The sequence below is a fragment of the Kitasatospora sp. NPDC059795 genome (assembly GCF_042732175.1).
Classification (GTDB): domain Bacteria; phylum Actinomycetota; class Actinomycetes; order Streptomycetales; family Streptomycetaceae; genus Kitasatospora.
Window position 1 is genome coordinate 87,476 of record NZ_JBHWID010000016.1, and the last position, 12,825, is coordinate 100,300.

Sequence of the window (12,825 nt, forward strand, 5' to 3'; positions counted from 1 at the left end):
GCAGCCACCGCACCGGCCGTTTCCGACATCATCAAGCCCAATCCCATCACCCCACCCCCACTTGCCTAAACCACTTAGGAAACTGCATCATTCACGTAGGCAATCGAGGGAGACACCATGGCCGCCGAGACCGACCCCCACTGGACCACCACCCCCGTCACCGCCCAGCTGCTGCGCGGCCAGCTCGATCTGGAGGTGACGCCGCGCGGCCTGCTGCCGCACCGCTTGCCTGCCTGGGCGCGGCGGCAGGTCTCGGACGGGCAGTTGGCGATGGCGGAGGCGCAGCCGTCGGGGGTGCGGGTGGTGTTTCGGACGGCGGCGACCCGGATCGAGTTGGATGCGCTGCCGACCAGGCGGGCCTACCGGGGGCTCCCGTCGCCGGCGGACGGGGTGTACGACCTGCTGATCGACGGGCGGTTGGCGGCGCAGACGACGGTCCCGGGCGGCAACGTCCGCACGGTGACGGATCTGGTGTCGCAGACCGCCGAGTGGACGGAGGGCCCGGTCGGCACGGCGCGCTTCGCCGGTCTGCCCGCCAGGGCGAAGGACGTGGAGATCTGGCTGCCGCACGCCGAGCACACCGAGCTGGTCGCGCTGCGCACGGACGCTCCGGTCGAGCCGTTGCCGGAGCGCGGGAGGCCGGTGTGGCTGCATCACGGCAGTTCGATCAGCCACGGCTCGAACGCGACCAGCCCGACCGGGACGTGGCCGGCGGTCGCGGCGGCGAAGGGCCGCGTGGAGCTGGTCAATCTGGGCTTCGGCGGCGGCGCGCTGCTCGACCCGTTCACGGCCCGCGCGGTCCGTGACGCCCCGGCCGACCTGATCAGTCTGAAGATCGGCATCAACATCGTGAACACCGACGCGATGCGCCTGCGCGCCTTCGGCCCGGCGGTGCACGGGTTCCTGGACACCGTCCGCGAGGGCCATCCGCACACCCCGCTGCTGGTGGTCTCCCCGGTGCTGTGTCCGATGCACGAGGACACGCCGGGCCCGCTGATGCCGGACTTCTCCGACGGCACGCTGCGGTTCCGGGCCACCGGCGACCCGGCCGAGCGCGCCGCCGGCCGGTTGACGCTGACGGTGATCCGCGAGGAGCTGGCCCGGATCGTCGGGCTGCGGGCGGTGGACGACCCGCACCTGCACTACCTGGACGGCCGCGAGCTGTACGGCGAACGCGAGTTCGCCGAACTCCCGCTCCCGGACGGCCTCCACCCGGACGCGGCGGCGCACCGCCGGATCGGCGAACTCTTCGCCGGGCACGCGTTCGGCCCCGCCGGGCCGTTCAACCACGCCTCACTGCCGGTGGGTTGAGCTCAGGCCGCCGCGTCCCACCGGAACCCGTCGAGGTCGGTGAAGGCCGCCGTGCCGGTGCTGTTGACGGTGAGCCGGTGCGAGCCGTTGCCGTCGGGGGCGACGCCGAGGTCCTTGGCGAGGGCGCGGCGGCGGTAGAGGGCGAGCTTGACGGGGCCGGTCCCGGCGTCGAACTCGGCGTAGGTGCGGCCGAAGCTCTTGGCGACGGTGAGGCCCTGGTCGACGTAGAAGCGCTTGGTGGCGGCGAAGTCGGCGACGCCGAGCAGCAGCACGAAGTCGTCGATGCGGCGGGTGGCGGGGCCGGGGTCCTTCTTGGCGGAGGTGGCGATCTTCCAGATCGCGCCGTCGGGGGCCTGGACGACTGCGCCGTAGCCCCACAGCGACTTCGCGGCGGGCTTGAGCACGGTCGCGCCGGCGGCCGTCGCGGACGTCGCGAAGCTGTCCACGTCGGCGGGCCGGGGGACGGTGAGCGCCAGGGTGAAGCCGCGGAAGCCGGTGGACGGCTCGGTGGCGGCGCGCAGCCGCAGCCGGGTCTCGTCCAGGTCGAAGGCGTCGGCGTAGAAGCGGGCGGCGGCCTCGGGGTCGGCCACGTCGAGGGTGAGGGTGTCGATGGTTGCCATGCCCTCGACGGTAGGCGCGGCCGCCCGCCGAGGGCTTCTCGATTCCTGACCGAAGCCGAACCGGACCGAACCGCCCGCCGCCCGCCGCCCGCCGCCCGCCCGCGCTCGGACCGGCAGGCTCAGGACCGGCAGGCTCAGGACCGGCAGGCTCAGGACCGGCTGGGCGTGATCAGCCCAGTCTCGTAGGCGGCGATGACGGCCTGGGCGCGGTCGCGGACGTCGAGCTTGGCGAACAGTCCGGTGATGTGGTTCTTCACCGTGGACGGGCTGATCTCCATGGCGTCGGCGATCGCGGCATTGTCGAGGCCGGTGGCCATCAGCCGCCAGACCTCGCGTTCGCGCGGCGTGAGGTCGACGGCGGCCGGCGCGACGGCCGCCGCGGGGGCGGGCTGCGTGGCGCGGACGTGGGTGGCGATGAGGCGGGTGAGCAGGCGGGGCGCGACCACGGCCTCGCCGGCGTGCACGGTGCGGATCGCGGCGGCGAGGTCCTCCGGGGAGACGTCCTTGGGCAGAAAGCCGTGCGCGCCGGCCCGCAGCGCGGCGACCACGTACTCGTCCAGGTCGAAGGTGGACAGCGCCAGCACCCGGCAGTCGGGGAGGGTCGCGGCGAGCTGTTCGGTGGCGGCGACGCCGTCCAGGACGGGCATGCGGAGGTCCATCACCACCACGTCGGGCCGCAGGCGGTGGGCGAGGGCGACGGCCTGTTCGCCGTTCTCGGCCTCGCCGACCACCTCCAGGGACGGGTTCGGGGCGAGGATCAGCGTCAGTCCGCGGCGGACCAGGGGCTGGTCGTCGACGACGAGGACGCGGATCGCGGGGGTGGCGCTCATGCGGGTACCTCTCCGTGGTGGAGTTCGGCCTCGGCCGTCTCCTCGGCGGTCAGGGGGAGTTCGGCGAGGACGGCGAAGCCGCCGTCGGGGTGCGGGCCGCAGGTCAGGGTGCCGCCGTGCAGGGCGACGCGTTCGCGCATGCCGATCAGCCCGTGCCCCCCGCTGTCACCGCCCACGGAACCGGCCCCCGAACCGGCCCCCGAACCGCCCACCGAGCTCCCGCCGCCCGAGCCGCCCGCACCACCCCCGCCGCCCGAGCCGTCGTCGCGGACCGACACCACGACGGCGTCCGGCCCGTACGTCAGGCGGACGGTCGCGGTGGCCGCCGGGCCGGCGTACTTGCGGGCGTTGGTCAGGGCCTCCTGGACGATCCGGAAGACCGTCAGGCCGAGGGTCGGCGGCAGCGGGCGCGGGGCGCCGTGGACGGTGAGCCCGGTGGGCAGGCCGGCCCGGCGGGAGTCGTCGACCAGGCGGGCGAGGTCGTCCGTGCCGGGCTGGGGGGCGGGCGGCGCGGCGTCGGGTTCGTCGCCGGCCCGCAGGACGTCCAGGAGTTGGCGCATCTCGCGCAGCGCGAGCCGGCCGGAGGACTCCAGCGTGACCAGGGCCTCCCGGACGATGTCGGGGTCGGCGAGGTTGGCGCGGGCACCGCCGGCCATCAGCTGCATGGTGGTGATGTGGTGGGCCACGATGTCGTGCAACTCCCGGGCGATGCGCCGCCGTTCCTCGGCGACCGCCCGGTCGGCGAGGAGTTGGCGGTTGGCGGCGACCTCGCGCTGCCAGCGGGCGACCGCCAGTCCCGCGCCCGCGACCAGCACGCCGGAGGCCGGGGCGGCGACCACGGCGTCCCAGCCGGGCATCCTGAAGTGGCTCTGGGTCACCACCGTCACCACCGCGGTGACGAGGACGGCCACGGCGGTCACCCGGATCCGGCACTGCCGGGCGAGCGAGTACAGCGCCACCGTCAGGACGGCGCCGAAGTGGATGGCGACCGGCTCGGTCAGGTTGGCGCCCACCTGGAACACCAGGACGGCGGCGAACATCGCCACCGGGTGGGTGCGGCGTACCAGCAGCGGCAGCCCGGAGCACAGGGCGAACAGGAAGCCGAGCACACTGCTGCCGCCGTCGACGACCGCCGTGAACAGCAGGTGGCCGACCAGGTCCAGCAGGCCCGCACCGACGGCCACCAGGGCGTCGGCCTGGCTCCACGGCAGGCCGTCCGATCCGCGACGCCGAACCGCTCCCATGCCCGTGCCCGTGCCCGTGCCTCCCCGATCCGCGCCTTCCCGATCCGTGCCTTCCCGGTCGCCGCCCGTGGCCGCGTCTCCCCGGTGCCCGCCCATGTCCCGTCTCCCCGTTGCCCGGTCGGCCCCGGGTCGCTGATCAGCAGTGATGCCGCCATTCTCGCATCGCGCCGAGGGCCCGGACATGGTCCCCGGGGGCTGCGCGCACTGGGAGCAGGGTCCCGGGTCGGGGCGGGCGGCGGGAGCCGGGGCCCCGGTGCGGATCGTCCGCCGCCCCGACGCCCCGGCCCCTTCTCGCCTGATGAGCTGTGAGCAGGCCGGGAACTTCCGGCACCAGCATCGACGTTCGCGGCCGACGACGGCCCGGACGTCCGTCCGCGGGAGGGGTTTCGTGATCCGCGCACTGACCGGTTTCGCCACCAGACACGCCTGGAAGGTCATCGCCCTGTGGGCAGTGGTCGGGCTCGGGCTGACGGCGCTCGCCCCGATGATGTTCGCCCGGGTCACCCAGTCGCAGTCCGGCGACTTCCTGCCCCGCAGCTACGACTCGGCGGCCGCGCTGCGGATCGCCGAGGACCACTTCGGCCTGGACCCGAACGCCACCGTGGTCACCGTCCTGGTCGCCCGCACCGACGGGCGGGCGCTCTCCGAGGCCGACCAGCAGCGGGTCGAGGCGGGGGCGGCCCGGCTGGGCGAGACCCGCGTCGCCATGCCGAGGCTGCCCGACGAGCCGGCGTTCCTGGTGCCCGACCACTCGCAGACGCCGCGGGTCGCCCCGGCGATGCTCGCCCCCGACCGCAGCTTCGAGCTGCTGGCCGTGGAGATGACCGGCGACGCCGGCGACCAGGGCGTGCAGAAGGTCTACAAGGCGTTCCGGGACTCCGCCCGCGCCGAGTTCGCCCAGGCCGGGATGCGCACCGGGTTCACCGGCGGCCTGGCCGACGCCACCGACACGGCGGACGCCAACCGGACGGCCGCGACGGTCGGCAGCGCGCTGCTCATGGGTCTGATCGTGCTGCTCAACGTGCTGGTGTTCCGCAGCGTGCTGGCGGCGGTGCTGCCGCTGCTCGCCGTGGCGATCGTCGGCGGCGCGGCCGGCGGGGCGGTGGCCGGGGCGGCGGCGCTCACCGGTCTGAAGCTGGCGCCGTCCACGCAGAGCCTGATCTCGGTGGTGCTGCTCGGCATCGGCATCGACTACCTGCTGTTCCTGCTGTTCCGGTTCCGCGAGCAGCTGCGGGTGGCCAGGCCCGGGCAGCCCGTCCGGGAGGTCGCCGCCGAGGTGTCGGCCCGGGTCGGCACCGCGATCACCTCGGCCGCGCTGACCATCGTCGCCGCGTTCGCCACCCTGGGCGTGGCGAGCTTCGGGCAGTTCCGTTCGCTCGGCCCGGCCGTCGCCGTCGCCGTGCTGGTCATGCTGCTGGGCAGCCTCACCCTGATGCCCGCCCTGCTCGCCGCCTGCGGCCGCGGCATGTTCTGGCCGTCCCGGGCGCTGCGCCGCACCCCCCGGGAGGGCGTCGCGGGCCGGTACGGCGAACTGGTCGCCCGGCGGCCGATGGTGCTGCTGGTCGCGTCCGTCGCGCTCCTCGGCGCGCTGACGGCGGGCGTCGCCGGCATCCGGATGGACTACGGCCAGGGCGCGCCGTCCACCGACACCCCGGCCGCCGCCACCGCGGCGGAGATCTCCCGGGCGCTCCCTGCGGGCGTCTCCGACCCGACCTCCGTGTACCTCGTCGCGAACGGCGGCGGAGCCGTCAAGGCCGAGCAATTCTCCGAACTCGCAGACCGGTTGGGACGGGTGGACGGCATCGGCCAGGTCGGCCGGACGGTCGTCAGCCCCGACGGCCTGGCCGCGCGGATCGACCTGTACCCGACCGTCGACCCGCAGAGCAAGCAGGCCCGCGACCTGGTCGCCGGACCCGTCCGCGCCGCCGTCGCCGCGCACACGCCCACCGGGACGAGCGCCCACGTCGGCGGCACGGCGGCGATCTTCGCGGACGTCTCCACGGCCGTCGACCACGACCTGCGGCTGGTCTTCCCGGTCGCGGCCGGGCTCATCGCGCTCATCCTGCTGCTGCTCCTGCGCAGCCTGCTGGCGCCGATGGTGCTGATGCTCGCGGTCGGCGCGGGCTTCGCGGCCACGCTGGGCGCGGCCACCCTGGTCTTCCAGCACGTGCGGAACGAACCCGGCGTCAACTTCACCCTGCCGCTGGTGCTGTTCCTGTTCGTGGTGGCGCTCGGCACCGACTACAACATCCTGATCACCGACCGGATCCGCGAGGAGATGCACCGCCCCGGCCCGGCCCGCGCCGCCGTGGCCCGCGCCGTCCGCCACACCACCCCCACCATCGCCACCGCGGGCCTGGTGCTGGCCGGCTCCTTCGCCACCCTCGCCGCGACACCCGGCAGCGAACAGATCGCCTTCGCCCTCACCCTCGGCATCCTGCTCTCCGCCTGCGTCCTCTCCCTGGCCCTCGTCCCCGCCGTCGCCGCCGTCCTCGGCCGCGCCCTGTGGTGGCCCCTGCGCACCACCCCCCGCCGCGGAACGGGCACTGCCCCCGAGGAACCGCCCTACGCCCCGGAAAGGACCGACGCCTTCCAGGAACTCGGCTCCCACCCCAGGAATTGACGGACCACCAGAACCACCCGCTGACACAACGCCCTGCCCTGTCCTCCCTCGTCGGAGGCCAGGGCGGGGCTCTTCTGCACTTCGAAGATCAGCCCGCCGTCGGGGCAGGTCCCGCAGCATCACCGCGCACCGCCTGCGGGTGGCACACTGGGCGGGTCGTCGCAGGAAAGGGACCGGCATGGCTGACGAACCGCTCGACGAATGGGCGGCCCGCCGCGCGGCCCGGAAGCGAGCCCCCGGCACCCGACGCGCAGTCCCGCTCACCGACGGCCCGCAACGCGGTGCGCACGTCCACCCCGAGGCCCCAAGGGCCCTGGCAGAGTGGGACGGCATCCAATGGAGTGCCACCGGGGTCGCATCGGACTACGCGTCGGCCCAGCGCGCCCTGACTCCACCCCGGCCCGAATCAGTGGAGCTCCCACCCACGGGCAACCTGCCCCCGGCACCCGAGCAGCCGTTCCGGCCCACCGTGCCGTTCTACCGGCCCGAGACCTGACGCACGGTAGGGCCTTCGACAGGCGGTTCCCACCACCGTGCCACCCACGCCACGGCGCGATGTGTTCAAGGACTCGCCGGCCGCCGAGATTCACGAGGGCATTGTGGCGTTCCCCGCTCGCCGCCCTGCCGTCACTTGTCCCTTACCGCATGCTCAGCCCGAACCGGTATGGGCTCGGCAACTCCGGTCCTACTCTTGCCCCATGGCTATGGCTGTTGATCCGGCGCTGTCTGTTGGTCGGCGCATCAAGCTTTTCAGGGAGCGTGCGGGCAAGTCCCGTGCCGTGCTGGCCGGGTTGGTGGGCCGTTCAGAGGGATGGTTGAAGGCTGTGGAGAACGGTCGGCTCCTTCCACCGCGACTGCCCATGCTGGTGAAGATCGCAGAACACCTGGGCATCGAAGACCTGTCGGCCCTGACGGGAGACGTGTCGATGCCCCGAGCACTGTTCTCCGGGGCGGAGCATCCGGCACTGTCGGTGGTCCGGCGGGCGGTTGACTCGGCACCGCTGGGCCTGGCCGACGGTCCCGTCCCGAGTGTCGATCACGTTGCGGCTCGGGTCGCTGCGGCCTGGCAGGCTCGGGACTCCCGCGGCGACCACCGCACGGCCCTCGGTGACCTGCTCCCGGCGCTGGTATCGGCCGCCTCGGCCGCCGCATCGCACCCTGACTGCCCGGACCGCCGGCGAGCCGAGGTGCTGTATGCCTCGACACTGAATCTCGTCCAGATGTTCGCCGCCTATCAGGGGGATGGAAACCTGGTCTGGCGCGTGGCTGAGCGTTCGCTGGCGACCGCCCGCGCGTCCGATGATGCCATCGCAGTGGTGCAGGCGTGCTGGTTCCTGGTGGAGGCGTTCCGGAAGTCCGGGCAGTGGGACAGCGCCCAGACGCTCACCGAGGAAGCTCTGCGACTGCTGGGACCGGTCAGGGGCGAGTCCCCGTCGCTTGCTGCGGCATGGGCGGACATGGCGTTCCACGCCGCCATTACGCATGCCCGCGCGGGAGAGTCGGGCGAGGCCTGGGGCTGGTTCGATCGGGCCGAGGAGGTCGCCAGGACGCTGCCGGCCGACTTCTGGCACTCGCCGACCTCCGCATCCGCGCGGGTGGTCCCGGTGCACGCCGTGACGGTCGCTGTCGAGCTGCGACAGGTCGGCACCGCCTTGCGCTGGGCCGACCGACTGGCACCGGCAGAACTTCCCGCACGGCCGAGGCGGGCACGGCACTTGATCGAGGTCGCACGGGCATACGCGCTGCGGGGCGAACCGGATCGGGTGGCGTCGCTACTCGGCGATGCAGTGACGGCGGCGCCCGACACACCCCGGTGGAACCACGAAACTCACGCCCTGGTCAGGGACCTGCTGGCCGGCCCGCCGTCTGTGCGAACTGCCGCCCGCGACCTCGAAGCCGCCACCGGGCTTGCCGCCTGACTGGCAGTCAGGGGCACAAACTGTGCCTTTCGGCCGCATTGAATGCCCGTACCGTTCATGGGACGTGACGGGCATTCAGCGTCTTGGAGTCCGAATGAGCGGCATGCCGACCATTCTGCCTGGGGCCGGGCGCAACCCCACACTGCCTGTTCCCACCCGCCAACAGGCCGGACCAGGCAAAGCGGGTCCGTCGCACCTCTGACCAACGCCAAGACGCAGGAGGAAAGTTGAGCACCACTACCGAACTCGCTCCAGTTGCCCCGTGGGGCATGGGTCGTATGGTGCCGCTGCGCAACGGTGAGCCCTCGCAGTGGCAGTACGCGGGGCTGGACCCCGCTACGCAGACCGGCCGGTGGTTCGGCGAGGACGGGGCCATGACCCCCGCCGAGTTGGGCAAGCACGGCACGTCGGTGAACACCTACCCGCCCACCCAGGTCGGCAAGGACGGCAAGGTTGACGGCGACTCCGGCCACGACGCGACGCAGGACTAGGAGGTAGCGCCATGGACGGACGCCCGGTGCTGGTCTCCACCGAAGCCGAGGACCCAACCGCCGATCTGGTCATAGCGGAGTTGAACCGGCGCCGGGTGCCCGTCCTCCGGTTCGACCCCGGACGCGACTTCCCGACCCGCGCGACGTTGGTCGCTTCGATCACGGCTGACGGCTGGTCGGGAAGTCTCACGGTAGGCAAGCGCGCTGCCGATCTCTCCCGTGTCCGCGCGCTCTACCAGCGGCGGCCGAACCCGTACGCTCCACAGAGCGACCACCAGGCCGACCGGTTCGCCGCCCAGGAGAACCGCCGGGGGCTCAATGGCGTGCTCGGCGCACTTCCGGGCTGCCTCTACCTGAGCCACCCGCAGGCCATCGCCCGCGCCGAGTACAAGCCCGCGCAGCTGGCCGTCGCGTCCCGGCTCGGACTGTCGGTCCCGGCGACACTGATCACCAACAGCCCGGCCGAAGCGAAGCTGTTCGCCGCTACGCAACCCACGATCTACAAGCCCCTGCATGCCGGGGCCTACCAGGTGGATGGCGAACCCGCCGGGATCTGGGCGGCACCGGTCGAGCCCGGGGAGATCACCGACGCCGTGAGTAGCTGCGCCCATCTCTTTCAGGCGCAGGTACCGAAGTCCGGCGACGTGCGCGCCGTGGTGGTCGGGGAGCAGGTGTTCTGCGCGCTGATCACTGCCCCTCCCGGGGTGCTCGACTGGCGCAGCGAGTACCGGAACCTGACGTACGAAGCCGTGGACTGCCCCGAGCCGGTCCGGGCCGCCCTACTGCAGTTCCTCGGTGAGTTCGGCCTGCGCTTCGGCGCGTTCGACTTCGCCGTGACCCCCGAGGGTGAATGGCGGTTTCTGGAGTGCAACCCGAACGGTCAATGGGCGTGGCTGGAGCACGCGGCGGGCCTGCCGATCACGTCCGCAATCGCCGATCTTCTGGAGAACGGAGCAAGCGAGTGAACGAGTCCGAAGGGCTGCGGGCGGTGCTGGCCGCACAGCTGAAGGAAGCGGGCGTGATCCGGTCCTCCGAGTGGGAAGCAGCCGTGCTGGCCGTCCCCCGTGAGGCGTTCCTGCGCGACGGCTGGTTCGAGTACGACGGCGACGGGTGGTACCGGCCCGTGTCGTTGGAGAAGTCGCCCGAGCTGATCGGCCGCGTGTACGAGGATGACACCTTGGTGACGCAGCTCGCCGGCTGCGTGGTACCTCGGCAGGTCGAGGGCCGGTTGGCGCAGGTGCCCACGTCGTCCTCGACGCTGCCCGGCCTGGTGGTCCGGATGCTCGAAGACCTGCGGGTGCGGTCCGGTATGTCGGTGCTGGAGGTTGGCACTGGCACCGGCTATTCAACTGCCCTGCTGACACACGTCCTTGGCGACGACCAGGTGACCTCGATCGAGGTGGACGCGGACGTGTCGGCTCGGGCGTCCGTGGCGCTCGGCGGACTCGGCTACTGGCCAGAGCTGGTGGCCGGTGACGGGCTCGCCGGGTACGCCAAGGGCGCGCCCTACGACCGGATCATCGCCACCTGCGGGGTCCGAACCGTTCCGGCCGAGTGGATCGCACAGACTCGGCCGGGCGGCGAAATCCTGGTGCCCGTGGGCGGTTGGATGAACGCTTCCGAGCTGGTAAGGCTCACGGTGGCCGAGGACGGCACGGCAGTCGGTCCGGTGCTCGCCGGCGGTGTGTCGTTCATGCTCGCCCGCCCGCACATGCCACCGCCGCTCGGTATGCTGCCGGCGCTCGACCAGGGCGAGGCCCGTCCGGCCGGCATCGGCGCTGACGTGCTCGACCAGTGGGCGGCCCGGTTCGTGGCGCAGTTCGCGGCGCCCACGGCGCAGTACTTCGCCATGCCTCGAAACGGACGCACCGAGCATGTGTTGGTGGACGTGGGCAGCGGGTCATGGGCCGTGGTGTTCGAGGACGGGGGCCGCTGGTTGGTTCGGCAGGGCGGGCCGGTACGCCTCTGGGACGCGGTGGCCGAGCTGATCACCCGGTGGCGCGTCGCGGGTGAGCCGACGGGCGAGCGGCTGCGGATGGTGGTCAGCGCCGAGGGCCAGCGGATCGAATGGGACTGAGCCCGCGATCACCGTCGAGCTCGAAGGCTCAGGCTCGTTCGGCGGTGCTGCGCAGGACGCAGAATTCGTTGCCCTCCGGGTCGGCGAGGACCGCCCAGCCGGTGCCGTCGGTGTTGCGGTGGTCGCCGACCAGGGTGGCGCCGAGGGCCAGTAGTCGCTGCACTTCGGTGTCCCGGGCGGTGTCGGGGCGCAGGCAGAGGTGGACGCGGTTCTTGACGGTCTTCGGTTCGGGCACCTGGTTGAAGTACAGCGTCAACCCGCCGTCGGCCAGCTCCACTTGGGTCTCCCGGTCGCCCGGCGTCGCGTCCGGGTCGAGCGGGCGGCCCGTCGCCTCGGCCCAGAACCGGGCCAGTTTGTACGCGTCGGCGCAGTCGATCGCCACGTTCTGCACTACCGAGACCATGCGGGCGAGTCTGTCACACGGCGCCCGGCCGGGCGCATTCGCGTCCCGGCCGGGCGTCGTTGGGGGCTCCGAGGGGTCAGATGGTGTCCTTGACCTTGATCTGGCCGCTGTCGATCACGAAGTCCTGGTTGCCGAACGCGGGGTTCAGGCACTGCCAGATCTTCACCCGGTCGCCGTTGTTGCGGGCGCCGCCGACGTCCACGCACATCACGCGGCCGCTGCCGATGGTGTCCTTGACCTTGATCTGGCCCCGGTCGATCACGAAGTCCTGGTTCCCGAACCCGGGGCTGAGACACTGCCAGATCTTGACCCGGTCGCCGTCGTTGCGGCCGCCGCCCACGTCGAGGCACATCTCCCGGCCGGAGCCGATGGTGTCCTTGACCTTGATCTGGCCCCGGTCGATCACGAAGTCCTGGTTCCCGAACCCGGGGCTGAGACACTGCCAGATCTTCGTCCAGTCGCCGTTGTTCCGCGAGCCGCCCACGTCCACGCACATCGTGTGGGCGGCCGCGCGGGGCGTGGTGACGGCGGTCGCGGGCGCCGCCAGGGCGAGCAGCCCGGCGGCGGCCAGGGCCGTGAACGCGGTGGTGGAACGGGACATGACGTACCTCCGTGAGTGCACCGGTGGATGCCGGCGGATCGAACGAGGCTGCCGGTGGGTGCGGGGTGCGCACCTGCCCGGCTGTCGGCAAGGTTGGCAGCGGGCGGGCCCGACACGCCCGGGCAGGGGCGACAGCCATCCGATGGAGTGTCATGCGGTTTGAGAACCGTCCGGACCTGCGTGATCAGCAGGCGCCGCGGTCGGCCGTGCTCAGTCGCGCAGGCGGGCGAGTTCGCCGTCGAGGTCGAGGTGCGCGGTCTCCGTCCCGGCCGGGATCAGCGCGAAGGAGTCGAGCAGGAACCCGGTGACGGCCTCGCCGGGGACGCTGATCACGGCCTGCGCGGTGCGGCTGCGCAGCGTGATGTGCACGGTGCCGTCGGGGCCGGGCGCGACGGCCACGTCGCCCTTGCCGACGGGGGCGTGCCGTCCCTCGTTGAGCAGCTCGCGGGCGAAGCACCACTCGACGGGCTCGTCGCCGGGCTGCATCGGCGGAAAGACCAGGCAGACGGCGTACGGCTCGGTGGAATCGAAGCGCAGCCGGGCTTCGACGGCGGTCTCGGGGTAGGGGCTGTGCGGCAGGGTGACCCGGGTGGTCCAGGCGGCGGAGACGGGCATGCGGGGCGCACTCCTTGTCCTCGGCGACGCTTCGGCACTGGCTGCGGACGGTTACCCCGCGGAGCCGCTCCCAGCGCCTCGCACCCCAAAC

13 protein-coding genes are annotated in these 12,825 nt (G+C 72.6%); 7 read left to right on the plus strand and 6 right to left on the minus strand.

Annotation, left to right across the window (positions count from 1 at the left end; genetic code table 11):
* Nucleotides 1-117: 117 nt before the first annotated feature.
* On the plus strand, nucleotides 118-1,311 hold the full coding sequence (locus ACFV4P_RS28405) for a GDSL-type esterase/lipase family protein (RefSeq protein ID WP_380475838.1): 1,194 nt from the start codon (nucleotides 118-120) through the stop codon (nucleotides 1,309-1,311).
* A gap of 2 nt (nucleotides 1,312-1,313) precedes the next feature.
* Here ACFV4P_RS28405 and ACFV4P_RS28410 read toward each other — a convergent pair whose 3' ends face one another.
* The 3 genes from ACFV4P_RS28410 to ACFV4P_RS28420 all read right to left on the minus strand — a co-directional run bounded on the left by ACFV4P_RS28410 (nucleotide 1,314) and on the right by ACFV4P_RS28420 (nucleotide 4,005).
* On the minus strand, nucleotides 1,314-1,931 hold the full coding sequence (locus tag ACFV4P_RS28410) for a glyoxalase (protein ID WP_380475841.1): 618 nt from the start codon (nucleotides 1,929-1,931) through the stop codon (nucleotides 1,314-1,316).
* Nucleotides 1,932-2,080: 149 nt separating this feature from the next.
* Nucleotides 2,081-2,761: a response regulator gene (locus tag ACFV4P_RS28415; RefSeq protein ID WP_380475844.1), complete on the minus strand. Its 681-nt coding sequence runs from the start codon at nucleotides 2,759-2,761 to the stop codon at nucleotides 2,081-2,083.
* Nucleotides 2,758-4,005, minus strand: a complete 1,248-nt coding sequence (locus ACFV4P_RS28420; protein WP_380475847.1) for a sensor histidine kinase — start codon at nucleotides 4,003-4,005, stop codon at nucleotides 2,758-2,760. The genes ACFV4P_RS28415 and ACFV4P_RS28420 overlap by 4 nt, the downstream gene beginning before the upstream one ends.
* A gap of 388 nt (nucleotides 4,006-4,393) precedes the next feature.
* Here ACFV4P_RS28420 and ACFV4P_RS28425 point away from each other — a divergent pair, with 388 nt between their 5' ends.
* The 6 genes from ACFV4P_RS28425 to tgmC all read left to right on the plus strand — a co-directional run bounded on the left by ACFV4P_RS28425 (nucleotide 4,394) and on the right by tgmC (nucleotide 11,115).
* Entirely contained in the window at nucleotides 4,394-6,628 is a 2,235-nt protein-coding gene (locus ACFV4P_RS28425) for an MMPL family transporter (protein WP_380475850.1), read from the plus strand.
* 178 nt (nucleotides 6,629-6,806) lie between these two features.
* Complete coding sequence (locus ACFV4P_RS28430) at nucleotides 6,807-7,124, plus strand: DUF6087 family protein (protein WP_380475852.1); 318 nt, start codon at nucleotides 6,807-6,809, stop codon at nucleotides 7,122-7,124.
* A 202-nt stretch (nucleotides 7,125-7,326) separates the two neighbouring features.
* Nucleotides 7,327-8,547, plus strand: coding sequence for a helix-turn-helix domain-containing protein (locus tag ACFV4P_RS28435; protein WP_380475855.1), 1,221 nt, complete (start codon nucleotides 7,327-7,329; stop codon nucleotides 8,545-8,547).
* 227 nt (nucleotides 8,548-8,774) lie between these two features.
* Nucleotides 8,775-9,038, plus strand: coding sequence for a putative ATP-grasp-modified RiPP (gene tgmA, locus ACFV4P_RS28440; protein WP_380475858.1), 264 nt, complete (start codon nucleotides 8,775-8,777; stop codon nucleotides 9,036-9,038).
* Between the two features lie 11 nt (nucleotides 9,039-9,049).
* The gene (tgmB, locus tag ACFV4P_RS28445) at nucleotides 9,050-10,003 is read left to right on the plus strand and encodes an ATP-grasp ribosomal peptide maturase (protein ID WP_380475860.1); all 954 of its coding nucleotides are present in this window, start codon (nucleotides 9,050-9,052) and stop codon (nucleotides 10,001-10,003) included.
* A 23-nt stretch (nucleotides 10,004-10,026) separates the two neighbouring features.
* Entirely contained in the window at nucleotides 10,027-11,115 is a 1,089-nt protein-coding gene (tgmC, locus tag ACFV4P_RS28450; protein ID WP_380475863.1) for an ATP-grasp peptide maturase system methyltransferase, read from the plus strand.
* Nucleotides 11,116-11,143: 28 nt separating this feature from the next.
* On the opposite strand, the gene ACFV4P_RS28455 is transcribed toward tgmC, so the two are convergent.
* The 3 genes from ACFV4P_RS28455 to ACFV4P_RS28465 form a co-directional block, all read right to left on the minus strand.
* Complete coding sequence (locus tag ACFV4P_RS28455; protein ID WP_380475864.1) at nucleotides 11,144-11,518, minus strand: VOC family protein; 375 nt, start codon at nucleotides 11,516-11,518, stop codon at nucleotides 11,144-11,146.
* A gap of 76 nt (nucleotides 11,519-11,594) precedes the next feature.
* The gene (locus ACFV4P_RS28460) at nucleotides 11,595-12,119 is read right to left on the minus strand and encodes a ricin-type beta-trefoil lectin domain protein (protein WP_380475867.1); all 525 of its coding nucleotides are present in this window, start codon (nucleotides 12,117-12,119) and stop codon (nucleotides 11,595-11,597) included.
* A gap of 210 nt (nucleotides 12,120-12,329) precedes the next feature.
* Nucleotides 12,330-12,734, minus strand: coding sequence for an SsgA family sporulation/cell division regulator (locus tag ACFV4P_RS28465; protein WP_380475869.1), 405 nt, complete (start codon nucleotides 12,732-12,734; stop codon nucleotides 12,330-12,332).
* Nucleotides 12,735-12,825: the final 91 nt, after the last annotated feature.

Bases quoted from the DNA above. Each gene is read 5' to 3' on its own strand.
- ACFV4P_RS28460 (WP_380475867.1), bottom strand. From the start codon at position 12,119: ATGTCCCGTTCCACCACCGCGTTCACGGCCCTGGCCGCCGCCGGGCTG.
- ACFV4P_RS28435 (WP_380475855.1), top strand. From the start codon at position 7,327: ATGGCTATGGCTGTTGATCCGGCGCTGTCTGTTGGTCGGCGCATCAAG.
- ACFV4P_RS28430 (WP_380475852.1), top strand. From the start codon at position 6,807: ATGGCTGACGAACCGCTCGACGAATGGGCGGCCCGCCGCGCGGCCCGG.
- ACFV4P_RS28420 (WP_380475847.1), bottom strand. From the start codon at position 4,005: ATGGGAGCGGTTCGGCGTCGCGGATCGGACGGCCTGCCGTGGAGCCAG.
- ACFV4P_RS28465 (WP_380475869.1), bottom strand. From the start codon at position 12,734: ATGCCCGTCTCCGCCGCCTGGACCACCCGGGTCACCCTGCCGCACAGC.
- ACFV4P_RS28455 (WP_380475864.1), bottom strand. From the start codon at position 11,518: ATGGTCTCGGTAGTGCAGAACGTGGCGATCGACTGCGCCGACGCGTAC.
- tgmB (WP_380475860.1), top strand. From the start codon at position 9,050: ATGGACGGACGCCCGGTGCTGGTCTCCACCGAAGCCGAGGACCCAACC.
- ACFV4P_RS28405 (WP_380475838.1), top strand. From the start codon at position 118: ATGGCCGCCGAGACCGACCCCCACTGGACCACCACCCCCGTCACCGCC.
- ACFV4P_RS28410 (WP_380475841.1), bottom strand. From the start codon at position 1,931: ATGGCAACCATCGACACCCTCACCCTCGACGTGGCCGACCCCGAGGCC.
- ACFV4P_RS28415 (WP_380475844.1), bottom strand. From the start codon at position 2,761: ATGAGCGCCACCCCCGCGATCCGCGTCCTCGTCGTCGACGACCAGCCC.